The organism is Massilia sp. LXY-6, assembly GCF_051233485.1.
Classification (GTDB): Bacteria; Pseudomonadota; Gammaproteobacteria; order Burkholderiales; family Burkholderiaceae_D; genus Telluria.
In genome coordinates, this window is sequence record NZ_JBKFGF010000036.1 from 23,994 (window position 1) to 48,592 (window position 24,599).

Annotated in this window: 21 protein-coding genes and 2 pseudogenes; 15 read left to right on the forward strand and 8 right to left on the reverse strand. The window is 68.5% G+C overall.

Features of this window, described 5'->3' with window-relative positions:
- The first annotated feature begins 49 nt into the window (after positions 1 to 49).
- Positions 50 to 421 carry a DUF2784 domain-containing protein gene (locus ACI48D_RS16395; RefSeq protein ID WP_435572306.1) on the forward strand — a complete coding sequence of 124 codons (372 nt, stop codon included), beginning with the start codon at positions 50 to 52 and terminating at the stop codon, positions 419 to 421.
- Positions 422 to 439: 18 nt separating this feature from the next.
- On the opposite strand, the gene ACI48D_RS16400 is transcribed toward ACI48D_RS16395, so the two are convergent.
- The 4 genes and pseudogenes from ACI48D_RS16400 to ACI48D_RS16415 form a co-directional block, all read right to left on the reverse strand.
- Positions 440 to 1,810 carry a universal stress protein gene (locus ACI48D_RS16400; protein WP_435572307.1) on the reverse strand — a complete coding sequence of 457 codons (1,371 nt, stop codon included), beginning with the start codon at positions 1,808 to 1,810 and terminating at the stop codon, positions 440 to 442.
- Positions 1,807 to 3,618: a PHA/PHB synthase family protein gene (locus ACI48D_RS16405; RefSeq protein ID WP_435572308.1), complete on the reverse strand. Its 1,812-nt coding sequence runs from the start codon at positions 3,616 to 3,618 to the stop codon at positions 1,807 to 1,809. Before ACI48D_RS16405 ends, ACI48D_RS16400 begins: the two co-directional genes overlap by 4 nt.
- 3 nt (positions 3,619 to 3,621) lie before the next feature.
- Complete coding sequence (locus ACI48D_RS16410; RefSeq protein WP_435572309.1) at positions 3,622 to 4,461, reverse strand: universal stress protein; 840 nt, start codon at positions 4,459 to 4,461, stop codon at positions 3,622 to 3,624.
- A gap of 74 nt (positions 4,462 to 4,535) precedes the next feature.
- Positions 4,536 to 4,670: pseudogene (locus ACI48D_RS16415) on the reverse strand (flavin reductase family protein); the annotation flags it as partial.
- A 114-nt stretch (positions 4,671 to 4,784) separates the two neighbouring features.
- Here ACI48D_RS16415 and ACI48D_RS16420 point away from each other — a divergent pair.
- Both ACI48D_RS16420 and ACI48D_RS16425 read left to right on the forward strand, forming a co-directional pair.
- A complete protein-coding gene (locus ACI48D_RS16420; protein WP_435572310.1) occupies positions 4,785 to 5,084 on the forward strand; it encodes an antibiotic biosynthesis monooxygenase family protein in 300 nt (99 codons plus the stop codon).
- Positions 5,085 to 5,176: 92 nt separating this feature from the next.
- On the forward strand, positions 5,177 to 7,408 hold the full coding sequence (locus ACI48D_RS16425) for an NADP-dependent malic enzyme (RefSeq protein WP_435572311.1): 2,232 nt from the start codon (positions 5,177 to 5,179) through the stop codon (positions 7,406 to 7,408).
- Positions 7,409 to 7,456: 48 nt separating this feature from the next.
- Here ACI48D_RS16425 and zwf read toward each other — a convergent pair whose 3' ends face one another.
- Positions 7,457 to 8,923 carry a glucose-6-phosphate dehydrogenase gene (zwf, locus tag ACI48D_RS16430; protein WP_435572312.1) on the reverse strand — a complete coding sequence of 489 codons (1,467 nt, stop codon included), beginning with the start codon at positions 8,921 to 8,923 and terminating at the stop codon, positions 7,457 to 7,459.
- A 216-nt stretch (positions 8,924 to 9,139) separates the two neighbouring features.
- Between zwf and ACI48D_RS16435 the strand changes: the two are divergent.
- Positions 9,140 to 9,535: pseudogene (locus ACI48D_RS16435) on the forward strand (EamA family transporter); the annotation flags it as partial.
- 140 nt (positions 9,536 to 9,675) lie between these two features.
- On the opposite strand, the gene ACI48D_RS16440 reads toward ACI48D_RS16435, so the two are convergent.
- Positions 9,676 to 10,677, reverse strand: coding sequence for a response regulator (locus tag ACI48D_RS16440; RefSeq protein WP_435572313.1), 1,002 nt, complete (start codon positions 10,675 to 10,677; stop codon positions 9,676 to 9,678).
- On the reverse strand, positions 10,674 to 12,035 hold the full coding sequence (locus ACI48D_RS16445; RefSeq protein ID WP_435572314.1) for a sensor histidine kinase: 1,362 nt from the start codon (positions 12,033 to 12,035) through the stop codon (positions 10,674 to 10,676). The genes ACI48D_RS16440 and ACI48D_RS16445 overlap by 4 nt, the downstream gene beginning before the upstream one ends.
- A gap of 182 nt (positions 12,036 to 12,217) precedes the next feature.
- On the opposite strand from ACI48D_RS16445, the gene cqsA reads away from it, so the two are divergent.
- The 5 genes from cqsA (at position 12,218) to ACI48D_RS16470 (ending at position 16,770) form a co-directional block, all read left to right on the forward strand.
- Complete coding sequence (cqsA, locus tag ACI48D_RS16450) at positions 12,218 to 13,456, forward strand: alpha-hydroxyketone-type quorum-sensing autoinducer synthase (RefSeq protein ID WP_435572315.1); 1,239 nt, start codon at positions 12,218 to 12,220, stop codon at positions 13,454 to 13,456.
- 62 nt (positions 13,457 to 13,518) lie between these two features.
- Positions 13,519 to 14,214: a class I SAM-dependent methyltransferase gene (locus ACI48D_RS16455; RefSeq protein ID WP_435572316.1), complete on the forward strand. Its 696-nt coding sequence runs from the start codon at positions 13,519 to 13,521 to the stop codon at positions 14,212 to 14,214.
- Positions 14,211 to 15,230 (forward strand): DUF2156 domain-containing protein, encoded by a 1,020-nt coding sequence (locus tag ACI48D_RS16460; protein WP_435572317.1) that lies wholly within the window; start codon positions 14,211 to 14,213, stop codon positions 15,228 to 15,230. Before ACI48D_RS16455 ends, ACI48D_RS16460 begins: the two co-directional genes overlap by 4 nt.
- 32 nt (positions 15,231 to 15,262) lie before the next feature.
- On the forward strand, positions 15,263 to 16,630 hold the full coding sequence (locus ACI48D_RS16465; protein WP_435572318.1) for a fatty acyl-CoA reductase: 1,368 nt from the start codon (positions 15,263 to 15,265) through the stop codon (positions 16,628 to 16,630).
- Positions 16,513 to 16,770 (forward strand): acyl-CoA reductase C-terminal domain-containing protein, encoded by a 258-nt coding sequence (locus tag ACI48D_RS16470; RefSeq protein ID WP_435572367.1) that lies wholly within the window; start codon positions 16,513 to 16,515, stop codon positions 16,768 to 16,770. Before ACI48D_RS16465 ends, ACI48D_RS16470 begins: the two co-directional genes overlap by 118 nt.
- A gap of 3 nt (positions 16,771 to 16,773) precedes the next feature.
- On the opposite strand, the gene ACI48D_RS16475 is transcribed toward ACI48D_RS16470, so the two are convergent.
- The gene (locus ACI48D_RS16475) at positions 16,774 to 17,712 is read right to left on the reverse strand and encodes a beta-propeller fold lactonase family protein (RefSeq protein WP_435572319.1); all 939 of its coding nucleotides are present in this window, start codon (positions 17,710 to 17,712) and stop codon (positions 16,774 to 16,776) included.
- 156 nt (positions 17,713 to 17,868) lie between these two features.
- Between ACI48D_RS16475 and ACI48D_RS16480 the strand changes: the two genes are divergently transcribed.
- From ACI48D_RS16480 to ACI48D_RS16505, 6 genes are read left to right on the forward strand one after another with little or no spacing between them, the layout of a single operon-like run.
- Complete coding sequence (locus ACI48D_RS16480) at positions 17,869 to 19,638, forward strand: methanol/ethanol family PQQ-dependent dehydrogenase (protein WP_435572320.1); 1,770 nt, start codon at positions 17,869 to 17,871, stop codon at positions 19,636 to 19,638.
- Entirely contained in the window at positions 19,619 to 20,476 is an 858-nt protein-coding gene (locus tag ACI48D_RS16485; protein ID WP_435572321.1) for a quinoprotein dehydrogenase-associated putative ABC transporter substrate-binding protein, read from the forward strand. The genes ACI48D_RS16480 and ACI48D_RS16485 overlap by 20 nt, the downstream gene beginning before the upstream one ends.
- A complete protein-coding gene (locus ACI48D_RS16490) occupies positions 20,473 to 21,015 on the forward strand; it encodes a c-type cytochrome (RefSeq protein ID WP_435572322.1) in 543 nt (180 codons plus the stop codon). The genes ACI48D_RS16485 and ACI48D_RS16490 overlap by 4 nt, the downstream gene beginning before the upstream one ends.
- A 2-nt stretch (positions 21,016 to 21,017) precedes the next feature.
- Complete coding sequence (gene coxB, locus ACI48D_RS16495) at positions 21,018 to 22,004, forward strand: cytochrome c oxidase subunit II (RefSeq protein ID WP_435572323.1); 987 nt, start codon at positions 21,018 to 21,020, stop codon at positions 22,002 to 22,004.
- A complete protein-coding gene (gene ctaD / locus ACI48D_RS16500) occupies positions 22,001 to 23,944 on the forward strand; it encodes a cytochrome c oxidase subunit I (protein ID WP_435572324.1) in 1,944 nt (647 codons plus the stop codon). The genes coxB and ctaD overlap by 4 nt, the downstream gene beginning before the upstream one ends.
- Positions 23,941 to 24,576 (forward strand): cytochrome c oxidase subunit 3, encoded by a 636-nt coding sequence (locus tag ACI48D_RS16505; protein ID WP_435572325.1) that lies wholly within the window; start codon positions 23,941 to 23,943, stop codon positions 24,574 to 24,576. The genes ctaD and ACI48D_RS16505 overlap by 4 nt, the downstream gene beginning before the upstream one ends.
- Positions 24,577 to 24,599 lie beyond the last annotated feature (23 nt).

The following is a 24,599-nucleotide window of genomic DNA, read 5'->3' on the forward strand; positions in this document are numbered from 1 at the left end:
TGCCTGGGGTTTGATCTCGATCAGTCGTTCATTCCACTCTCCTTAAACTATGCTCTACCGATTTCTCGCCGATGCCGTCCTGTTGCTGCACCTCGGCTTCATTTTGTTCGTGGTGTTCGGCGCGCTGCTGGTGGCGCGCCGGCGCGGCTGGCTGCCGGTGCAACTGGCGGCAGCCGGCTGGGGCGTCCTGGTCGAAGCGAGCGGCGCCGCCTGTCCGCTGACCTGGGCCGAGCTGTATTTCCGCCGGCTGGCCGGGGATGCCGGCTACCAGGGTGGTTTCATCGACCACTACCTGGTGCCCTTGATCTATCCGGCAGGCCTGACCCGCGGCCTGCAGGTCGGGCTGGGCCTGGGTGTGATCGCCATCAACGCGATCCTGTACACATGGATCCGGCGCCGCCGCGCCCGCGCGCCGGCCTGAGGCATTGCTGCCCGGTTCTCAGTGCACCAGCAGGGCCGGGATGCGCGCCTCGGCCAGCACGGTGCGGCTGGCGCCGCCCAGGCACAGTTCGCGCAGGCGGCTGTGGCCGTAGCAGCCCATCACCAGCAGGTCGGCGCCCAGTTCGTCCGCCACGGACAGCAGCGCATGGCCGGTATCGCCGCCATAGCCGGCCACGCAGTCGCGCACCAGCACGTCGGCGCGCACCCGGTGGCGCCCCAGGAAGCCGAGCAGTTCGTCCTGCTGGGCCGCACAGTCGTCCGCCGGCAGCGCAGGGCCGGACAGCATCGCCACCGTGACCGCGTCGGCGCGGCGCAGCAGCGGCACCGAGGCGCCCATCGCGGCCGCGGCTTCGCGGCTGCCGTCCCAGGCCAGCATGATGCGGCGCCCCAGGCCGGCCTCGGGCATTGCCGCGCCGCGCGGGATCACCAGCACCGGCCGCGGGCTGTTCAGGATCACGTAGTCGGGCATGCGCAGCACGCGGTCGGACACCGACTCGTCCGGGTCGTCCTGGCTGACCACGACCAGGTCGGCGAAGCGCGACAGCATCGCCAGGCCGTCGTCGGCGTCGTCCGGCACCAGCCGGGTGTCGTACGGGACCCCGCGCGCACTGGCGATGGCCTCGAAGCGCTCCAGTGCGAGGCGGGCGTTCTCCGCCAGCGGATCGAAGCAGGCCGCGCTCAGGGAGCCGGGGCGTTCCTGGTAGCCGTCCGGGAAGATGGCACGCGAGACCCCCATCATGGCGGCCCCCAGCAAATGGGCGCCGTGCTCGCGCGCCAGCAGGGCGGCGGCGTGGATGCGCGCCGGCGCGTGGCGCGACAGGTCGGCATGGACGAGGATGGACTGCAGCGACATCGGGACCTCCATGGGGAAGGCAAAGCGTTCGGATTCGCTGCGCTCGCGCGCACGGCGCGGCGGGCGCGGCGGCGCCGGACGGGGCGTACGCGCGGCGCGTCCGCGCATGCGCGGCGGCCCGGACGGCGCCGGCAGCCGGTGCGGCAGTGCCAGGTCGGCGCTGATGCGGTGCAGCGACAGGATGTCGGTGAGCGCCGCCACCAGCTGGCGCGCGGTCTCGAACCGGCCGCGCTCGACCTGGGGCAGGGTGTGGTGCAGGGCGGAGAGGATGGCCGCGTTTTCCTGGCGCTGTTCGTGGACCCGCTCCTCCACCCGCTTGACGCGGCAGGCTTCCATGACGGTTTCCTCGTGCCGCAGATGGGCTTCGACCTCGGCGACGATGTCGGCGTAATCGCGCGCGAAGCGCTCGTCCGGCGCGCCGGCGGTGCGCGACAGGTGCAGGCACAGCTGGCGGCGCGCATGGCGCAGCGCGGCGGTATAGGCAGGCGGCTGGATGGGCGGGCGATGCGGTGTCATGGCTGCAGCACGAAACGGCCGGGCGCCGCGCCCAGCCCGGCCGCCGGCGGCGGCGGCGCGCCCAGGGGGCCGGCGTGGCGCGCCAGCCAGGCTTCCCATGCCGGCCACCAGCTGCCTTCGTGCGCCGGCGTCGCCGCCTGCCAGCTGTCCGGATCGACGTAGGGATCCTCCGGGGCATGGGTGGCGAGCTGGTAGCTGCGCCTGGGCGTGCCGGGCGGCGACACCACGCCGGCATTGTGGCCGCCCGAGGTCAGCAGGAAGGTGACTTCGGTGTCGCTGAGCGTCCCGATCTTGTACACCGAGCGCCACGGCGCCACGTGGTCGGTGCGGGCGCCGACCGCGAACACCGGCACGTGGATATCGGTCAGGGCCACCGGGCGCCCGTCGACCAGGTAGCGCGCGCTCGCCAGGCTGTTCTTCAGGAACAGCTTGCGCAGGTATTCGGAATGCATCCGGTAGGGCATGCGGGTGGCGTCGGCGTTCCAGGATGCCAGGTCGTTGTCCTTGTCCGGGATGTCGAGCAGGTAGTGGCGCAGCCGGCGCGACCACACCAGGTCGTTCGAGCGCAGCAGCTGGAAGGCGCCCGCCATCTGGCGCGTGTCGAGGTAGCCCTGCTGCCACATGGCGGCTTCCAGGAAGCTGACCTGGCTGTCGTCGATGAATAGCGACAGTTCGCCCGGCTCGGTGAAGTCGACCTGGCCCGCCAGCAGGGTCATGCTGGCCAGGCGCCGGTCGCCGTCGCGCGCCATCGCCGCGGCCGCGATCGCGAGCAGGGTCCCGCCCAGGCAGTAGCCGCAGGCGTTCACCTGGCGCGCGCCGGTCTGCGCGGCGATGGAGTCCAGCGCCGCCATCACGCCGAGCCTGCGGTAGTCCGCCATCGACAGGTCGCGGTCCTCGGGACCCGGGTTCTTCCAGGACAGCATGTAGACCGTGTGCCCGTGCTCGACCAGGTAGCGCACCAGCGAGTTGTGCGGCGACAGGTCGAGGATGTAGTACTTCATGATCCACGCCGGCACGATCAGCAGGGGCGTGGCATGCACGCGCGGCGTGGCCGGGTCGTAGCGCAGCAGCTCGGCGAGCGGGTTCGCCATCACCACCTTGCCTGGCGTGACCGCCACTTCGTGTCCGGGCCGGTAGAGCACGCGCGCGATGGCGCCGGACGGGGGCGGGACGCCGGCCAGCGCGCTGCGGGCATCCTCGAAGGCGCGCAGCATCCCGTGGGCCAGGTTCAGGCCGCCGCTGGCGATGGTGGCCTGCTGGGCGACCGGATTGCTCCACACGAAATTCGAAGGCGCCACGCTGTCGAGCATCTGGCGCGCGACGAAGGTGACCACGTCCGCATGGTGCGGCGACACGCCGCGCACGCCGCTGGTGGCACGGTGCCACCACTGCTGGCTGAGGAGGAAGGCCTGGCTGAGCGGGTACCAGGGCCAGGCCTGCCAGGCCGGATCGGTGAAGCGCTTGTCCTGGGCCAGCGGCTGCACCGGGTCGGCGGAGGCGCCCGGCGGCGCGGCGGCGCACTCCCACCAGCGGCGCAGGTTGTCGATCGCATGCAGGCCGAGTTCGAACTGCTTGTCCGGCGACAGCAGCAGGTGGCTGGCCCAGTCCTGCCAGGCGACCGCCAGCGCGGCCGGCGACACGTAGCCGGTCATGCGGCCCAGCCAGGCGTTCAGCGCCAGGTCGGCGCCGCCGTGTTCGACGCCGGTCTCGGGATAGCGGGGACGGGCGCCGCCCTGCCAGGCACTGGCTTCCCGTGTCTGCTCACTGGGCGGCACGCCGGCCGGCGCCGCTTGCGGGACGCTTGCCATGGTTCAATGCGCGATCAGCAGCGGTACCCGGGCGCGCTCGAGTAGCTCGCGGGTGGTGCCGCCCAGCATCCACTCGCGGTAGCGGCTGTGGCCGAAGGCACCGGACACCATCAGCCCGGCGCCGCAGCCGCGTGCCAGGCCGCACAGGGCGTCGCCGACGGTCGCCCGGGTTTGCTCGACGACGACCTCGACCTTCACGCCGTGGCGCGCCAGCCACAGCGCCATGTCGGCACCCGGCTGTTCGCCGTGCATTTCGGACAGCGCGTCGGGGTTGACCACGGCCAGCTTGACGCTTGCGGCCAGCCTCAGCAGCGGCAGCGCGGCCGTGATCGCGCGCAGCGCCTGGTTGCCGCCGTCCCAGGCCGCCACCGCGGTGCCGGGGATCGGTTCGCCCTGGTAGCCGGCGGGCACCACCAGCACCGGCCGCGCACCGCGCAGGGCCACATGCTCCGGCAAGCCACGCGTGCGCAGGGACTGGCCGGGATCGGCGTCGCTGTCCTGGCTCAGCACGATCAGGTCGGCATAGCGCGACTGCAGCAGCAGGGCATAGCGTGGATCGTCCTCGATCAGGCGGCTTTCGGGCGCGTTCACGCCCAGATGCTCGGCGGCTTGCCGGAAGGCTTCCAGGTGCCCGGCGGCGGCATCGCGCATGCCCTGGAACTCGTCGCCGATGACCGGTGCCGCCATCGAGCCGGTCAGCAGGCTGTAGTCCATCCATGAGATGCCGGTGGCGCCGCTGCCGACCAGGTGGGCGCCGTGCTTGACGGCGAGCAGGGCGGCTGCGCGCAAACGGCTTTCCTGGCGGGCCCCGCCATCGATGTGGACGACGATGGTCTTGTACATGGCTGCTCCTCCCAAAGAGGTAAGGCAGGTAGTACTTTATGCCTTGTGGACGCAGCTGTCACCACCGGATTTCCTCAAGCCGGGCGGAACATCCGGAACAGCTGTTCCGGGCCGATCGTGAAGTAATCGGCCAGGCCGCCGCCGCGCTGCGGCTGCAGCAGCTGGGTCAGGCGGCATTCTATCGACACCGGGGTCTCGGCCACGCGCGGCTCGTAGAAGTGAAACATGCCGCACTGATAGCGCATCCGTGCCGGCTCCAGCGCCGGGTTCGCCGTGCTGGCATAATCGTCTGCTCTATCTTCAACTGAACGAAAGGAAGCGACATGGTGCTGGAAAGTGCGGAAATCCTGGTGAAAGAGGGCATGGAACAGGCGTTCGAGGAAGGCGTGCGCCAGGCCGCGCCGCTGTTCAGGCGCGCGCAGGGCTGTACCGGCATGCGGCTGCAGCGCGGCGTCGAGAACCCGCGTGCCTACCGGCTGCTGGTGGAGTGGGCGACGCTGGAAGACCATACCGTGCATTTCCGCGGCAGCGAGGATTTCCAGGCATGGCGCGGCCTGGTCGGGCATTGCTTCGACGGCGCCCCGCAGGTCACGCATCTGAGCAGCGTACTCCAGGCTTTCTGAGCGGCAGGCCGCGCCCACCACGGCCGTGCCGAGCGCGGATCGGCCATTTCTGCGACCATAGTGTCCTCTTGAGAACGCAAGGAGATTCACCCATGAGCACCGAAAGCAGCCTCGATAGCGGTATCCAGGAACCCGGCAAGGACGCGCAACTGCGCGCCGACGCCCTCGACTATCACCGCAGCCCCGTGCGCGGCAAGATCGAGGTCGTCGCCACCAAGCCGCTGTCGAACCAGCGCGACCTGTCGCTGGCCTATTCGCCCGGCGTGGCCTATGCCTGCGAAGAGATCGCCCTCGATCCGGCCATGGCCGCCGAGTACACCTCGCGCGGCAACCTGGTCGCCGTCATCACGAACGGCACCGCCGTGCTGGGCCTGGGCAATATCGGCCCGCTGGCCTCCAAGCCGGTGATGGAAGGCAAGGGCTGCCTGTTCAAGAAATTTGCCGGGGTCGACGTGTTCGACCTGGAGCTGGCCGAGAACGACCCGGACAAGCTGATCGAGGCCATCGCCATGCTCGAGCCGACCGTCGGCGGCATCAACCTCGAGGACATCAAGGCGCCCGAGTGCTTCTACATCGAGAAGAAGCTGAGCGAGCGCATGAACATCCCGGTCTTCCACGACGACCAGCACGGCACCGCCATCATTTCCAGCGCCGCGCTGCTGAACGCCCTCAAGGTGGTCGGCAAGGACATCGGCAAGGTCAAGCTGGTCGCCTCCGGCGCCGGCGCCGCCGCCATCGCCTGCCTCGACATGATGGTGAGCATGGGCGTCAAGCAGGAAAATATTTACGTGACCGACTCGCGCGGCGTGATCTGGCAGGGCCGCGAAGCCAATATGGAAGCCAACAAGGCGCGCTATGCCCAGGCGACCGATGCGCGCACGCTTGCCGACATCGTCAAGGACGCCGACGTCTTCCTCGGCTGCTCGACCGCCGGCGTACTGACCGGCGAGATGGTCAAGACCATGGCCGACCGCCCGGTCATCCTCGCGCTGGCCAACCCGGAACCGGAGATCCGTCCGGAAGTGGCGAAGGCCGCGCGGCCCGACTGCATCGTCGCCACCGGCCGCTCGGACTACCCGAACCAGGTCAACAACGTGCTGTGCTTCCCCTACATCTTCCGCGGCGCCCTCGATTGCGGCGCGACCCGCATCACCGAGGAGATGAAGCTGGCCTGCGTGAGCGCGATCGCCGAACTGGCCGAGGCCGAGCCCAACGACGCCGTGGCCGCCGCCTATGCCGGCCAGGACTTGAGCTTCGGCCCCGACTACATCATCCCGAAACCCTTCGATCCGCGCCTGATGGCGGCGATCGCCCCGGCCGTGGCCGCCGCCGCGGCCAGCTCCGGCGTGGCCGCGCGCCCGATCGCCGACATGGACGGCTACCGCGAACGGCTGGCGGCGATGATCTACCACACCAGCTTCTTCATGCGCCCGGTGTTCGCCAAGGCGCGCGCCAATCCGCGCCGCGTCGCGTATGCGGAAGGATCGGATCCGCGCGTGCTGCGCGCGGTGCAGACCGTGGTCGACGAGGGACTGGGCAAGCCGGTGCTGATCGGCCGCGCCGGCGAGGTGGAAAACGCGATCCGCGCCGCCGGCCTGCGCCTGCGCCGCGATGCCGACTACACGCTGGCCGAGTGCGCCGACGACACCACCGCGCGCGGCACCGCGATGCTGGCCGCCGGCGAAGTCGACGCCCTGATCTGCGGCATGAAGGGCAGCTACGACAGCCACCTGGAGCATGTGCAGCGCGACATCGGCCTGGCCCCGGGCGCCGAGGTGATGGCGGCGATGAACGCGCTGGTGCTGGACAAGGGCACGCTGTTCATCACCGACACCTACGTCAACGACCAGCCGAGCGGACCCCAGCTGGCGGCGATCGCGCGGCTGGCGGCGGCGGAGCTGCGCCAGTTCGGCCTGGAGCCGAAGCTCGCACTGCTGTCGCACTCGATCTTCGGCTCGTCGAAGCGGCCGTCCGCGCAGCGCATGCGCGAGGCCGCCGAACTGTTGTCGCGCTCCGATCCGGAGCTGTCCGTGCTCGGCGAGGTGCACGGCGATGCCGCGCTGGACGAGAGCATCCGTTCGGTCTACCAGCCGACCGGCCAGGCCGGCTTCGAAGGCAGCGCCAACCTGCTGGTGATGCCTTCGCTGGACGCCGCCAACATCACCTTCAACATCCTGAAGGTCTCGTCCGGCAAGGGCGTGACGGTGGGGCCGATCCTGCTGGGCGCGGCGAAGTCGGTGCACATCCTCAGCCCCAGCGCCACCGTGCGCCGGATCGTCAACATGACGGCGCTGGCGGTGGCGGATGTGAAGGACGCCCAGTAAAAGCCGGCCTGCGGGCCGACGGCACGGCGCCGACCTTGTTGCCGGCGCTTACTCCACCCAGCTGTAGCCGTCGCGTGCCAGCAGCGCGAACGACTCGGCCGGGCCCCAGGAGCCGGCCGCGTAGGCATGCGGCTTTTCGCCCAGCGTGCCCCAGCCCTCGATGATCGGGTCGGCCCAGGTCCAGGCAGCTTCGAGCTCGTCGCGGCGCATGAAGTGGGTCAGGCGTCCGCGCACGACGTCGATCAGCAGGCGTTCGTAGGCTTCGGCGCGGCGCTGCTGGAAGGCCGACTGCAGGTCGAGGTTCAGCGCCACCTGCTGCATCTGCATGCCGCTGCCGGGCTGCTTGGCCATCAGCTGCAACTTGATGGCTTCCTCGGGCTGCAGTTCGATGACGAGACGGTTGGCCACGCCGCCCGGGGCGTCCGGGAACAGCGGGAACGGCGGGTTGGTGAATTCGACGACGATCTTCGACGAACGGCGCTGCATGCGCTTGCCGGTGCGCAGGTAGAACGGCACCTTCGACCAGCGCCAGGTGTCGATGAAGGTGCGCAGCGCCACGAAGGTCTCGGTCTTGCTGTCCGGCGGCACGTTCTTCTCTTCGTGGTAGCCCGGCACTTCCTGGTTGCCGCTGACGCCGCGGGTGTACTGGCCGCGCACGGTGTCGCGCGCGATGTCGGCCAGGGTGAAGCGGCGCAGCGAGCGCAGCACCTTCAGCTTCTCGTCGCGCACGGCGTCCGGCGACAGCGAGGTCGGCGGCTCCATCGCGACGATGCACAGCAGCTGCAGTAGGTGGTTCTGGACCATGTCGCGCATCGCGCCGGTGCCGTCGTAGAAACCGGCGCGGCTGCCCACGCCCACTTCCTCGGCCACCGTGATTTGCACGCTCGAGATGTTCGGCGCGCGCCACAGCGGTTCCAGGATCGAGTTCCCGAAACGCAGCACCATCAGGTTCTGCACGGTCTCCTTGCCCAGGTAGTGGTCGATGCGGTAGATCTGCGATTCCTGGAAGTGCGCGCCGACCGCCTCGTTGATCTCGACCGCGGAGGCGAGGTCGTGGCCGAGCGGCTTTTCCAGCACCACGCGGGAGTTCGCGTCGACCAGGCCGGCCGCGGCCAGCTTTTCGCAGATCGTGGTAAACAGCGACGGCGCGGTCGACAGGTAGAACACGCGCTGGGCGCCCTGGCGCGAGGCGGCGGCGAGGGCGCCGAAATCCGGGGCCTGCTGGACGTCGAGGCGGACGTATTCGAGCAGCTGCAGGAAACCATCCCAGGTCTTCTCGTTGAAGTTGTCTTCGGCGATGAAGGAGCGCGAATGCGCTTCCACGTGGGCCAGGTAGGCGTGGCGGTCGTACTCCTGGCGGCCGGTGGAGATGATGCGGGTCGAGGCCGGCAGGTTGCCGTGCAGGTAGGCCATGTACAGGGCCGGCAGCAGTTTACGCATCGCCAGGTCGCCCATGCCGCCAAAGATGGTCATGTCGAGGGGAAGGCCGGTATCCGATTCTGTCGAGAGGGTCATGTCGTGTTCAGTCAATGAGGTTGAGGAAGCCGTCGGCAAGCTCGATACGGTAGCAGAAGGACAGCGGATGCGCTCGCAAGCGCGGCTTGTGGCCGGCGGCGGCGCCCCGGTCCGGTGTCGGCGTGCATAGCTTACAAGGTGAGCGCCATTTAGGGAACCTTCGGCTAACATGTCGCGGCGGCGCTTCCCGCCGCTTGACACAGGGAGGGCGCGCTCATGTCGACGATGGCCGGGACACGACCGGCACTGGCCGCCGCCGGCCTGAGCTCGGTGGCGATGCTGGCCTTCGCCGCCAATTCCCTGTTGTGCCGGCTGGCGCTGCAGCAGGGCCAGATCGATCCGGCCACCTTCGGCGCACTCCGGCTGGCGGCCGGCGCGCTGGTGCTGGCCTGCGCGGTGCGCATTGGGCGCCGGCCCCGGGAAGAGGGCGGCTGGCGCTCCGCCGTACTGCTGTTCGCCTACGTGGCGCTGTTCTCGTTCGCCTACGTCTCGCTGCCGGCCGGGAGCGGCGCCCTGATCCTGTTCGGCGCCGTGCAGCTGACCATGCTCGGTGCCGGCATGCTCGGCGGCGAGCGCTTCGCGCCGCTGGGGTGGCTCGGGCTGGCGCTCGGCAGCCGTGCCGGCGGCAAGCGCGGATGACATGGGCAGCACACGTCATTCGGCGATTTGCAACTAACCGACATGAACAAACAAGACAACCCAAAAAACCAGCGACCAGCGCCACGGCCGGGCGCCGGGGCGGGTTGGGGTGCTCAGGCGCTCGCCGGATGCTTGCGCTGGAAGGCCGCGAAAGACTCCATCGGCCCGTCCAGCACCCCCGGGTCCAGCGCGAACATCGCCCAGTAGTACGGCTCGCGGCCGTGGCAGACCTGGGCCGGCGCGGTGAAGCGGTGCCATTCCTTATGCCGGACCGGCGAGTACATGCCGTCGCCGTCGCTGAAGTTCGGCACCATGCGGCGCTGCTCGAGCGCTTCCAGCAGCGAGGGCGGAGCGCCGCCGTCGAGCGCGATCTCGAAGTGGGCGTTCATGCCGTGTTCGGACTCGACGGCCAGCAGCCAGGGGCGGGCGTCGCGGTCCATCATCAGGAAGCCCGGCGGGGAGTTGTACAGGTAGTGCTCGACGATCTTGTGGCGCGCGCCGAGCTCGCGCACCAGGCCGCAGATCGCGGGATCGTTGACGAAGCTGTAGTCGTGCAGCGCGAGCAACATGCGCAGCGTCTCCGATTGGGCCAGGAAAAAGCCCTCCTGCAGCCGGGTGAGCTCGGCTTCGAGGCGGTCGAGGGCGTGCACGTCGCTCTTGCGCACGTAGCGGTCGATCAGGCCGCGGTTGAAGGCTTCGATGGCGACGCGCTCGTCGGCGACGCCGGTCAGCAGGATTTTCCGGCACGGCAGCTCACGCACCGCTTCGCAGAATGCGATCCCGTCCATGCCCGGCATCGCATAGTCGACTACCAGCACGGAGGGCGTCAGGAAGCGCTCCGGCTGGAGCCGGATCCCGCATACCTGCTCGATGTGCAGGGCGATGTTGTAGGGTTGGGGCGCGAAGGTGTAGGTGTCGACGCTGGGCGAGAGCAGGCCGGCCAGCGCGGCCGGGGCGGCGGCGTGCCGGCGCAGCCAGGCGATCGCGGCGCCGGTGTCGCTGAAGGCGATGCTGGGGAAGGCCGGTCCAAGCTGGAAGCGCAGGCTATGCAGGAAGCTGGGACTGTCGTCGACCAGGACGGTCATGGTCGGATGCTGGTAGATCGGGAGCGTCATGGGAAGCCTCGGTCATCAAGGGCTCGGGGGGAAGGCGGGGCCGGAGGCACGTCCGCCGCGCGGCGCGCGGGCGGGAACTCCAGCGAGAACACGGTGTATACGTGCTCGCGCGAGCGGCAGCGGATCTTGCCGTGCCAGGCGTGCACGATGTCCTTGCACAGGGCCAGGCCGATGCCGGAGCCGGTATGCGCCGGATACGAGTAGAAGCGCTCGAAGATGTAGGGGAGTTGCCTGGCCGGGATGCCGCAGCCGCTGTCCATCAGCAGCAGGCGCGGGCGCTTGCGGGCGCCGTCGATGATGATCCGCACCTTGCCCTTGCCGGCGCGCTGCAGGGCCTTGAGCGCATTGCGCAGCAGGTTGAGCAGCACCACCGCGCCCAGTTCCTGGCGGCCGAGGAAGGCGAAATCGCTGCGCACCACCACGTTCACCTGCAGCCGCTGCTCCTCGGTCACGAAGGGGTAGCGTTCGATCACCGCATGCACCATCTCGGACATCCAGACCCGCTCGGTGGGCGCCATCTGCTGGTTCATCGCCGCCGCCGACAGCAGGAACAGGTCGATCATCTGGTTCATGTGGCGCACCTCGAAGCGGATCCGCGCCAGCGCCCCCGGCACGCCGGCCTCCCAGCCGGAGGCCGCGCGCTCGATCCCGCGCACGTTGGCGGAAATGCTGATCAGGGGCGTGCGCAGTTCGTGCGACACCATCCCCAGCGCCTGCGCCATGCCGGCCAGCTTTTCGCGCGCCACCACCCGGCGCCCGACCTTGGTGAGGGCCACGATCACGATCGTGAAAACATAGATCGGCGCCTGCTCCAGCGCCAGCGGAAAAGCGCGGAAACCGTCGGCCCCGGCGTTCGGATCGCCGCCCACGGCGTAGACGATGCAGGCGAGCAACGCCCCGGCCGTGCAGGAGGCCAGCGCCCATAGCGAATCGAATTGGAACAGCAGGATTAGGGCCAGCAGCAAGGATTCGCCCCACACCGCCGAGCCATGGTTCATCAGGAACATGTAGCTGAAAAAGAAAGGCATGACATAAGTCACGCTGGTGAACTCGTAGACGCGTAGCCAGTTGCCCTTGATTTTGCGCGGGAACAATAAAGCCGGAAGGCAAAGAACGAAACCCAGCATTCGCAGGTCCAAGCTTTCGAACTTTTGCGGGAACCAAGCTGTCCAGACGAAGTAGTACAAGGGCATACCGATACAGCCGACCCATGCCAGGAAATGCAGACGCACAAGCGCGTGCTCCTGTTGCTGCTCCTGGCGCAGCAGCCACCTCAGCAAGGCGGGCCGGGCCAAGTGATAGCGCGCCCTGATCGGCGCACTGATGCTTGCAACGCTCCAGTACAGCAGATTCTTCACTCGGTAGCTCCCGGTCGTAGACCGTTCGTTTTCTTTACTTGCCAATTCGAAATTGATCTCACTCAATTCTTGGTTGAGCTTGACGGAATTCGCTTGACCCAAATTGATTTCGGTCAACGGTGTGTCGAAGAGACGAGCTGAATCCTTGCGTATTGACACAATGTGTATTTTTGGAGAAAAAAATGACCATGCTGACCACCACCCAGATCAATGTCCGTTCCACCGTCCCGCACATGCCCTCCTTCGTCACCCGCAGGATGGATGCGCACCACGTGACCCGTATCGAGCAACTGATGGGCGGCGAACACGTCCACGTATGGAAACGGCCGGGGGCGGGTGCCGTCATGCTGGCAGGTAACGATTACCTCTGCCTGTCGAACGAGCCGAGCCTGCTCGCGGCCCAGGCGAACTGCATGCGGGCGAACGCCGGCCAGGCCCTGATGTCGGCCGTGTTCCTGCAGGCCGGCAGCCTGCAGCACCGGCTGGAACAGAAGTTCGCCGACTTCCTGGGCGCCGAGGAGACCGTGCTGGCGCAGTCGGGATGGGCGGCGAACGTGGGCCTGCTGCACAGCATCGCCGCGCCGGAGGTGCCGGTCTACCTCGACATCATGGCGCATGCCTCGCTGTGGGACGGCGTGCAGCTGGGCGGCGCCAAGGGAATCCCCTTTCTGCATAACAATATGGACCACCTGAAACGCCAGCTCGACCGGCACGGCGCCGGCGTGATCGTGGTCGACGCACTGTACAGCACCGACGGCAGCCTGGCGCCGCTGCATGACGTGGTCGCGCTGGCCGAGAAGAGCGGCAGCGTGCTGGTGGTCGACGAATCCCATTCGCTCGGCACCCACGGGCCGCGCGGGGCCGGCCTCGTGATCGCCGCCGGACTGGAACAGCGCGTGCACTTCCGCACCGCCTCGCTGGCCAAGGCGTTCGCCGGCCGCGCCGGGATCATCACCTGTTCGAGCCGCTTCAAACCCTACTTCCTGTCGGAGTCGCGCCCGGCCATCTTCAGCTCCTGCCTGCTGAACCACGAACTGGCCTGGTTCGACGCGGCCATCGATTTCGTCGAGCGCGCCGATGCCCGCCGCGCGGCGCTGCGCCGCATCACCGCGGAGGTGCGTACCGGACTGGGGCGGCTCGGCTACTGCATCGACGAGGGCAGCGAACAGATCATCGCCCTGGAAGTCGGGACCGAACCGAAGACGCTGGTGCTGCGCAAGGCGCTGGAAAACCGCGGCATCCAGGGCGCCGTGTTCTGTGCTCCGGCCACCCCGAAGAACCGCGCGCTGGTGCGCTTGACCCTGAACGCCGGCCTGGGCAAGCACGAGCTCGCCAAGCTGCTGGACGCCTGCGCCGACATGCGCGACGAGGTCGACCTCGACAGCTGGACCTCGACCACGCGCCGCCGCCGCGTGCATTGATGGGCCTTGACTCGACAAGTCAGGAACTTGGCTCCTAAAGGCAGGCACAAAATCGTCTCGCCATGAGGCTTTCGCTTACTCTTGTTCAAAATAGCCGGGAGGCAAGAATGAGAGACAAGTACAAGCTGGTAGGGCCGATCTACGACTGGCTGAGCGCCTTCTACAGCGGCAAATCGATCCACCGCTGCAAGATCGCGATGCTCGACCGGCTCCAGCCCGGCGACAGGGTGCTGTTCGCCGGCGTCGGCCACGGCCGCGATGCGGTGTATGCCGCGCGGCGGGGGGCCGAGGTGACCGTGGTCGACCTGTCCGGCACCATGCTGAAGAAGTTCCAAGCCAACCTGGAGAAGGAGGGCGCTCGGGTCTCGATCCGCCAGGTCCACAGCGACATCATGGCCGTCGAGGAGCTCGAGCGCTACGACATGGTGGTGGCCAACTTCTTCCTCAACGTCTTCCACGAAGACATGATGGTGCGCGTGCTGGAGCACCTGATCCGCCTCGGCAAGCCGGGCGCCCGGATGGTGGTCGGCGACTTCTCCTTCCCGACCGGGAACCTGCTGGGCCGCGCCGTGAAGACCCTGTACTGGTATGGCGCGGTCGGCTTCTTCTGGCTGTTCGCCGGGAATGCCTTCCACAACATCTACAACTATCCGGAGTGGATGAAGAAGCTCGGGCTGCGCATCCACGAGCAGAAGCACTACAAGCTGCTGCTGCTGGACTGCTACTGGTCGGTGCTGGCCGAAAAACCGGCCGCATGAGCGATACCGCCCTCGCGCTGACCGGACCGGCCTCCGCGCAGGCCGACGCCGCCCTGCCAGCCGACCTGGTCAGGCGGGTCGGCTGGCTGAAGCAGTACGGCAGCCACCCGATGTCGTTCTCGACCATGCAGCCGGACATGGCCTACTTCGAGCTGCCCGGCGCCGGCTACATCGCCTACGCCCAGCATTGGGGCATGCAGTTCGCGCTGGCCGATCCGGTGTGCGCGCCCCAGCTGCGCGAACGGCTGCTCGACAGCTTCCTGCAGCGTCATCCGGGGGCCGTGTTCGTCCAGGTGAGCAAGGCGGTGGTCGACCACCTGCACGGCCGCCACGGTTACTACGGCACCCAGTTCGGCAGCGAATCGAAGCTCATTCTCTCCGGCTGGAACCTGCGCGGCGCGCGCAAGCAGATCATCCGCACAGCCGTCAACGGCGCCGCCAGCTGCGGCATCGCGATCCGCGAGGGCGGCTTCGACCACGACGTCAAGCGCATCTCGGAAGCCTGGATCCGCACCCGGCGCTGCAAGAACCAGGAGATCCGCTTCCTGATCCGGCCGATGATCGTCGACTACCGCGAAGGCACGCGTTACTTTTACGCGTACAAGGCCGACGGCGAGGCGGTCGGCTTCATCTTCTTCGACCCCATGTACGCCGGCAGCCGCTTGGCCGGCTACGTCCCCAACATCTCGCGCTCGTCCGCCAACTTCCGCCAAGGCCTGTGGTACGCGCTGATGGCGCATGCGCTGGCCGTGTTCCAGGAGGAGGGCGTGCCCTGCGTCGACCTGGGACTGGTGCCGCTGCAGGTGAGCGCCGCGCTCGAGCCGCAGGAATCGCGGGCGCTGCGCCTGGCCATGGCGGCGATCCGCGAGCGCATGGACTTCCTGTACAACTTCAAGGGCCTGGAATTCGCCAAGTCGCGCTTCCAGGGCCACGTCGAAAAAACCTACTGCTGCCACCGCAACGCCATGCCCGCGCTGGCGATGACGGCCATGTTCCGCCTCACCCGCATCATCTGAACCCGCATGATCCGAACCCGCATGAGCCGACCATGAACACCAAGCCCCTGAGCGTGCCGGCCGCCCTGTCCGGCAAGCGCGTCCTGCTGACGGGCGCGACCGGCTTCCTGGCCAAGGTCGTGCTCGAAAAACTGATCCGCACGGTGCCCGAGCTCGGCGGCGTGATCCTCCTGATCCGCGGCGGCAAGCAGGGCAATGCACGCGAGCGCTTCCAGCGCCAGGTCGCGGCATCCTCGATCTTCGATACCTTGCGCGCCGAGCGCGGCGCCTGGCTGGAGCGCTTCTTCGCCGAGCAGGTCGAGTGCGTCACCGGCGACGTGACGGAAGCGCGGTTCGGCCTCGGCGAGGAGCGCTTCCGCGCACTGGCCGCGCGTACCGGCCTGGTGATCAATGCGGCCGCCAGCGTGAATTTCCGCGAGCCGCTCGACCAGGCGCTGCGCATCAACACACTCAGCCTGCAGCACCTGACGGCGCTGGCGCGCATGGCCGGCGCGCCGCTGGTGCAGGTCTCGACCTGCTACGTGAACGGCTTCCGGCGCGGCGACATCGCCGAGGACCACGTCCACCCGGGCCGTCACCACGATGCCGGCGCCCTCGCAGAGCGGCTGCGGCGCAAGATAGACCGGATCAAGGCGCGCAGCGCCGATCCGCAGGGGCTGGAGGAGAAACTGACCGCGCTGGGCATCCGCGAAGCCAGGCGCCGCGGCTGGAACGACACCTATACCTTTACCAAGTGGATGGGCGAGCAGCTCGCGATGCAGGGCATGCGGGGGCGTGCGCTCGCCATCGTGCGGCCCACGATTATCGAGAGCACGCTGCGGGCGCCGGTGCCGGGCTGGCTGGAAGGGGTGAAGGTGGCCGATGCCGTGATCCTGGCCTATGCGCGCGGCCGCACCAGCTTCTTTCCGGCGCGCTCGGAAGGCATCATCGACGTGATCCCGGCCGACCTGGCCGCCAACGCGATCCTGCTGGCGGCGGCCGAAGCGCTGTCCGCGCCTGCCGGGCAGCGGGTCTACCAGTGCGCCAGCGGCGCGTCGAACCCGATCAAGGTGGGAGCGCTGATCCGCCTGCTGCAGGGTGAGGCGCAACGCAACTGGCGGCGCTACGACAAACTGTTCCAGCAGGAGCCGAAGCACGCCTTCCGGATGGTGGGGAATGTGCGCTTCCGGCTGGCGATGGCCGGCGTGGCGCTGGGCGCGCTGGCCTGGAGCGGCCTGCGCCGCCTGGCCGGCCGGGCCAGACGGCGGCGATGGAAAAGCTGCGCACCACGCGCCTGCTGGCGATCACGTTTTCCTTCTACGCCCAACCGCGCTGCCGCTTCCGCAACGACGCCTTGCTGGCCCTGGCCGCGCGCTTCGGAGAGAGCGAGCGGGCGCTGTATCCGGTGGACGCGCGCCTGATCGACTGGGAAGACTATCTATGCAGGGTGCATATGGCGGGCCTGAACCGCTATGCCCTCAAGCGCAAGGAGGCGCGCGCGGCCGTGCCGGAACAGGGGGCCGCTTCGGCGGCGCTCCGGCAGCCGGAAGCGATGCGCTGAAGCCTAGCGGATCGCCACGCCCCAGGGCAGCTGCCCGACCGGGATGTCGGCGATGCGCTTGCCGGTGGCGGTATCGATGACGGAGGCGGTGCCGGAGCGGCCGTTGGCCACGTACAGCTTCTTTCCGTCCGGCGTCTGCGCCATGTTCCAGGGCCGCTGCCCGACCGGGATCGAGGCGCTGACGCGCTTGTCCGCCACCTCGACCACGTCGACGCGCGCGCCGCGCCCGCTCGACACGTAGACCCGCGCGCCGTCGGGCGCCACCACCACCCCGTTCGAGAACGGTCCCACGGTCACGGGCGCGCCGGGCGTATGCGTGGCGACCTCGATCGGATATACGGCGCCGTCCAGCTCGCAGGCCACCCAGGCCGTCGCACCGTCCGGCGTGAAGGCGATGCCGCGCGGGCGCCGCCCGACCGGCACCGACGCCGTCACGGTGCGGCGGGCGACGTCGATCACGTCGACTTGCGCGCCGTCCTCCGCGCTGACGTAGAGCCAGCGCCCGTCCGGGCTGAACACCGCGTGCTCGGGGTTCTTGCCCGGCACCGTCAAGCTCCAGCTGCGGTGGCCGGCGCCGGTATCGACCACCACCACGCCGTTCGCCAATTCGCTGGCCGCCGCCAGCATCCGGCCGTCGTGCGACAGGCTGATCCCTTCCGGCGACTCGCCCAGGCCGATCCGCTCGCCCACCTTGCCGCTGCCGGCGTGAATCACCAGCAGGGCGTTCGCGGTCTGCTCGCTCACGTACAGGGTCTTGCCGTCCGGGCTCACCGCGATCCCGCGCGGCTTGCCGCCGGTGGCGATGGTACGCACCACGGTGTCGCTGGCGGTGTCGATCACGCTGACCGTGCCCGACTTTTCGTTGGGAACGTAGGCGACGGGGGCGGCGCTGCAGGCGCCTGCTGCAAAGAAAAGGCTGGCGATCAATGGTCGCAGGGTCATTGCGGCTCCGACTGTGGAAGGACATCCCAGCATACCGAAATCCGCGCCGGGGCGGCTTCCGATTGCGGGTTCACTTATCGGCGATTCGTGCGTCGGCTCGTCAGAAAATACGATATGTTACAAACACTGTTGCAAATTTATTATCGGAGGCGGATCATGCGAATTCGGGGGCTGTTGGTGCACGCCGTGCTGGCGGCAGCGGCCATGGCGGGAATGGAGGCGCGGGCCCAGCTGGCCAACGATGGGGAATGGCCGATGGCGGCCCGGGATTACGCCAGTACCCGCTTCAGCCCCCTCGACCAGGTGAATACGGCCAACGTGCGTAATCTGAAGGTCGCCTTCACTTTCTCGACCGGGGTCGACCGCGGCCAGGAAGCCGCTCCGATCGTGGTCGGCAACACGATGTACGTGGTGGCGCCGTTCCCGAACTACCTGTATGCACTCGACCTGACCAAGCCCGGCGCGCCGATGAAATGGAAGTTCGAGCCGAATCCGGACGCCCAGTCGCAGGGCGTGGCCTGCTGCGACCTGGTCAACCGCGGCGTCGCCTATGCCGACGGGCGCATCTTCATGAACACCCTCGACGGCCAGACCATCGCGGTCGATGCCAGCAGCGGCAAGGAGATCTGGCGCACAAAGCTGGGCAACATCAAGAAGGGCGAGACGATCACGATGGCGCCGCTGGTGGTCAAGGACAAGGTCCTGGTCGGCAACAGCGGCGGCGAACTCGGCGTGCGCGGCTGGCTGGTCGCCCTCGATGCGAAGAGCGGCAAGGAAGCCTGGCGCGCCTGGAGCACGGGTCCGGACAGCGAGGTCCTGATCGGGCCGGATTTCAAACCCTTCTATGCCGCCGACCGCGGCAAGGACCTCGGCAAGACCAGCTGGCCGGGCGAAACCTGGAAGATCGGCGGCGGCAACGTCTGGGGCTGGATCTCCTACGATCCGCAGGCCGACCTGATCTACTATGGCACCGGCAATCCCGGCCCCTGGAACCCGGAGCAGCGCCCCGGCGCCAACAAGTGGACCTCGGGGATCTTCGCGCGCCGCCCGAGCGACGGCCAGGCGCGCTGGTACTACCAGTACAGCCCGCACGACCTGCACGACTACGACGGCGTCAACGAGAACGTCCTGCTCGACATTCCGTTCAAGGGCAAGCAGCGCAAGGTGCTGGTGCACCCGGACCGCAACGGCTACGTGTACGTGATGGACCGCCTGAACGGCCAGGTGCTGTCGGCCGAGCCCTTCGTCCACATCACCACCACCGAGGGCGTCGACCTCTCCACCGGGCAGCTCAAGTACAACCCGCAGAAGGAGCCGCGCACCGGCCAGGTGGTCCGCGACATCTGCCCGGTGTCCCCGGGCGGCAAGGACTGGCAGCCCTCGGCCTGGTCGCCACGCACCCAGCTGCTGTACATCCCGCACCAGAACCTGTGCCAGGACTCCGAGACCTATGACGTCTCCTACATCGCCGGCACGCCCTACGTCGGCCTCGACAACAAGATGTATCCCGGGCCGGGCGGCAACCGCGGCCTGTTCACCGCCTGGGACGTCGCCGCCGGCCGCAAGCGCTGGCAGATCCCGGAGCGCTTCCCGGTGTGGAGCGGCGCGCTCGCCACCGCCGGCGACGTGGTCTTCTACGGCACCATGGACGGCTGGTTCAAGGCAGTCGACGCGCGCAGCGGCGCGCCGCTGTGGCAGTTCAAGACCGGCTCCGGCATCATCGGCCAGCCGGTTTCCTACCGCGGACCGGACGGCAAGCAGTACATCGCGATCCTGGCCGGCGTGGGCGGCTGGGCCGGCGCGATCGTATCCGGCGGCCTCGACCCGCGCGACGGCACCGGCGCCGCCGGCTTCGTCAACGCGATGAAGGATCTGCCCCAGTACACCGGCAAGGGAGGGACGCTGTATGTCTTCGCATTGCCTTGATCCGCGCATCGGCGTCGCGGCCCTGATGCTGGCATGCGCGGCCGCGCAGGCCGCCGCGCCGGCGCCCGCATCGCCGCAGGCCAGCGAGCTGCGCGTCTGCGCCGATCCGGCCAACCTGCCGTACTCGCAGCGCGACGAATCCGGTTTCGAGAACCGCATCGCGCGCCTCGTCGCCAACGACCTCGGCATGCGCCTGTCCTACTTCTGGCAGGAGCAGACCCGCGGCTTCGTGCGCAAGACCATGGGGGCGGGCGAGTGCAACCTGTTCATCGGCGTGCCGGCCGGCTTCGACCGGGTACTGCGGACGAAACCCTATTACCGTTCGACCTATGTGGCGGTGACGCGGCGCGGCACGCCGCCCTTCGCCGGCTTCGAGCCCGCCGAGCTGCGCGCGCGCCGCTTCGGGGTCCAGTTGATCGGCAACGACCTTGCCGCCAGTCCGCCCGGCCATGCGCTGGCCGGGGGCGGCGCGGTCGAGAACGTGACCGGCTTCCTGGTCTACGGCGACGGCCCGGCCGGCAAGCGCATGGTCGACGCGGTGGCCGGCGGCAGCATCGACGTGGCCCTGGTGTGGGGACCGCAGGCGGGCTGGTTCGCACGGCGCGCGGCGGTGCCGCTGGAGGTGGCGCCGGTGAAGCCGCCGCCTGGCATGGGCATGCCTTTCGAGTTCGCCATTGCGATGGGCGTGCGCAAGGGCGACACCGCGCTGCGCGACCGCCTCGATGAAGTGCTGGCGCGACGCAAGACCGACATCGAGGCGATCCTCGACGAGTACGCGGTGCCGCGCGCGCATGGCACCGCCCCCGTTCCCGCAAGCACCGCCGGAGGCCAGCCATGAAAACGCACCGTCACCACCTGAGCGTCTGCCTGCCGGCTTGCCTGCTCGTCGCGCTGGCGCTGGCCGGCTGCGAACGCGAACAGCGGCCGACCAAGGCGCCGGCGGCGGCGTCCGGCATCGCCGACCCGTCGTACGCGGCCGGCGGCAGGACCCCGGTCAGCAACAAATACGAAGAGAACGCGTACGCGGTCTCGCAGGGCAAGACCTGGTACCGGGCCTATAACTGCAACGGCTGCCACGCGGCCGGCGGCGGCAACATGGGCCCGCCGCTGATGGACGCCAAGTGGCGCTACGGCTCCGACCCGGGGGCGATCTATTCCACCATCGCGCACGGCCGCCCGAACGGCATGCCGGCTTTCGGCGAGCACGTGCCGGAAGACCAGATCTGGCAGCTGGTCGCCTACGTGCGCTCGATGAGCGGGCAGCTGAGCGGCTCGGTGGCGCCGAACCGCAGCGACACGCTGCAGGCGGCCGAGCCTGAAAACCGGCGCAAGAAGGAAAAGCCGGTCCACGAAGCCACCCCGGCGGCGGAGCAGTGAGGATGCGCGACGTCTCCCTCATCACCAGGCCGATGCAGGACGCGCTGCGCCCGGCCGGCATACAGGCCGAGCACATCGGCAGCCTGTGGAACCTGACCCTGGGCCTGTGCAGCGTGGTGTTCGTGCTGGTGCTGGCGGCCTGCCTGTTTGCCGTGTGGCGCGCGCCGCGTGCGGGTGCCGGCACGGAACCGGATGTGTCCTCGCTGGCCGGCCCCGAACCGCGCACCTGGCGCACGATCAAGTGGGCCACCGGCGCCGCCGCGCTCGGCCTGGTGGGGCTGCTGGTCGGCGACGTGCTGACCAGCCGCGCGCTGGCCCGCCTGCCGCTGCAGGACGCCGTGAATATCGAACTGGTCGGGCACCAGTGGTGGTGGGAAGCGCGCTACCGCGACGCCGATCCCTCACGCGAATTCAGTACCGCGAACGAACTGCACATCCCGGTCGGACGGCCGGTCGTGCTCACCCTGCGCAGCAACGACGTGATCCACAGCCTGTGGATTCCCAACCTGCAGGGCAAGAAGGACCTGATTCCGGGCCGCACCGCGACCCTGCGCCTGCGCGCCGACCGCGCCGGCACCTACCGTGGCCAGTGCGCCGAGTTCTGCGGCCTGGAGCACGCGCTGATGGCCCTGCTGGTGGAGGCCGAGCCGAACCAGCGCTACGAAGCCTGGGCCGCGCAGCAGCGCCGGCCGGCCGCGCAGCCGACCGACCCGGTGGCGCAGCGTGGCCTCGCGGTCTTCCTCGGCAAGTCCTGCGTGATGTGCCACGCCATCACCGGCACCACCGCCAACGCGCACCTGGGGCCGGACCTGACCCACCTGGCCGGGCGCCGCACCATCGCCTCCGGCATGTTCCCGAACAACCGCGGGCACCTGGGCGGCTGGATCGCCGATCCGCAGTCGATGAAGCCGGGCGTCAACATGCCGGCCAATAATCTGCCGCCCGACGACCTGCAAGCCCTGCTGGTTTATCTGGAGACCCTGAAATGACCGTCCGCGACACCTTGCATGGGACCTGGCCCGACCGTGAAGGCCCCGGCCTGCCGCCCGGCGCCGCGCACACCCTCGAACAGACCTGGAGCGACCCGCCCGGCATCATCGGCTGGTTCGCGGCGGTCAACCACAAGACCATCGCCAAGCGCTTCATGGTCACCACCTTCATCTTCTTCCTGCTCGGCGGCCTGCTGGCGATGGCGATCCGCCTGCAGCTGGCGCAGCCGAACGGCAAGCTGCTCAGCGCGGACCTGTACAACCAGGTCTTCACGATGCACGGCTCGACCATGATGTTCCTGTTCGCGGTGCCGGTGATGCAGGCGGTGGCGATGTACCTGGTGCCGCTGATGATCGGCGCGCGCAGCGTCGCCTTCCCGCGCATGAACGCCTTCGCCTACTATATCTTCACGTTCGGCGGGATCATGCTGTACGCCGCCTTCGCCCTCGACATCGGCCCCGACGCCGGCTGGTTCGCCTACGTGCCGCTGTCCGGACCGCAGTATTCGCCCGGCAAGCGGGTCGATTTCTGGGCCCAGATGATCACCTTCACCGAACTGGCGGCCCTGATGGAAGCGATCGTCCTGATCACCACCATCCTCAAGATGCGCGCCCCCGGCATGACGCTCAACCGCATGCCGCTATTCGTCTGGACCATGCTGGTGACCTCCTTCATGGTGCTGTTCGCGATGCCCGCCGTGATGCTGGCCAGTACCGCGCTGATCACGGACCGCCTGGTCGGCACCCACTTCTACAATCCGGGCGAGGGCGGCGACCCGCTACTGTGGCAGCACCTGTTCTGGTTCTTCGGCCATCCGGAGGTCTACCTGATCTTCATCCCGCCGCTGGGCTTCATGTCGAGCATCATCGCCACCTTCTCGCGCCGCCCCGTGGTCGGCTACCCGGCGATGGTGCTGGCCTTGATCGGCACCGCCTTCCTCGCCTTCGGCCTGTGGGTCCACCACATGTTCGCGACCAACCTGCCGGAGCTGGGCAAGACCTTCTTCACGGCCGCCAGCCTGATGATCGCGATCCCGACCGCGGTGCAGATCTTCTGCTGGATCGCGACCCTGTGGACCGGCCGCATCAACCTCAAGACGCCGCTGCTGTTCGTGCTGGCCTTCTTCGCGATCCTGCTGCTGGGCGGCCTGACCGGTCTGATGCTGGCCTCGGTGTCGCTCGACTACCAGTTGCACGATACCTTCTTCGTGGTGGCCCACCTGCATTACGTGCTGCTGGGCGGCGCCGTGTTCCCGTTGTTCGGCGCCTTCTATTACTGGTTCCCCAAGTTTACCGGCCGCATGCTGAGCGAGCGCCTGGGACGCTGGAACTTCTGGCTGTTCTTCATCGGCTTCAACGTCGCGTTCTTCCCGATGCACATCCTCGGGCTGCAGGGCATGACCCGCCGCATCTATACCTATCCGAAGGAGATGGGCTGGGGCGACCTGAACCTGGTGGCCACCATCGGCGCACTCACCATCGCCGTGAGCGTGCTGCTGTTCATCATCAACGTGCTGCGCAGCCGCCGGCATGGCGAGATCGCGCCGAGCGACCCCTGGGGCGCCGGCACGCTGGAATGGAGCGTGGCCTCGCCGCCGCCGATGGGGAATTTTCCGCTGGTGCCGGTCGTGCACGGCCGCTACCCGCTGTGGCAGGAATCGGCCGCACCCTACCACGTGAGCGGCCTGAGCAACGAATACCGCGAAGTGCTGGTTACCTCGGTGGCCGACGCCAAGCTCGATCACCGCCTGTGGCTGCCCGGCCCGACGGTCTGGCCCTTCCTGTCGGCGGTGGCGACGACCATCTTGTTCATCGGCTCGATCTTCACGCCCTGGGCGGTGGTGTGGGCGGCGATTCCGGTGGCGATCGCCACCACGGCCTGGTTCTGGCCCAAGCGCGACATGGTCGGCCGCCGGGTCGATTCGGAGCTGCTCCCATGAGCGCGCCGGATCCGAAGCGCGACGGCCGCCTGCTGGAGGACGGCCGGGTGCTCGACATCTCGACCCTGCCGACCTTCGCCTTCGGCCAGCGCAGCCCGATGTGGTGGGGCACGATGGGCCTGATGCTGATCGAAGGCACGGTGTTCGCGCTGACCATCATGGCGTATTTCTACCTGCGCAGCCATGCCAGCGCCTGGCCGATGTCGCGCTTCCCGCCCGACCTCGTCTGGGGCACGATCAACACCGGGGTGATGCTGGCCAGCGTCATCCCGAACCAGTTTGCCAAGCAGGCCGCCGAGCGGCTCGACCTGCAAAAGGTCAGGCTGTGGATGGTGGTGTGCCTGCTGTTCTCGTTCGTGTTCCTGGGCGTGCGCGTGCTGGAGTTCACGGCGCTCAACACGCGCTGGGACAGTGACGCCTACGGTTCGGTGGTGTGGATGCTGATGGCCCTGCACACCACGCACCTGGTGACGGACGCCTACGATTCTGCGGTGCTGACGACGCTGACCTTCACCGGGCCGATGGAGGGCAAGCGCTTCGTCGACGTCAGCGAGAACGCCGCCTACTGGTACTTCGTGGTGCTCAGCTGGCTGCCGATCTATGCCGTCGTTTATTGGGGCGCCCGGTTCTGAGCGTGCCGTAACTGAAGAAAGGG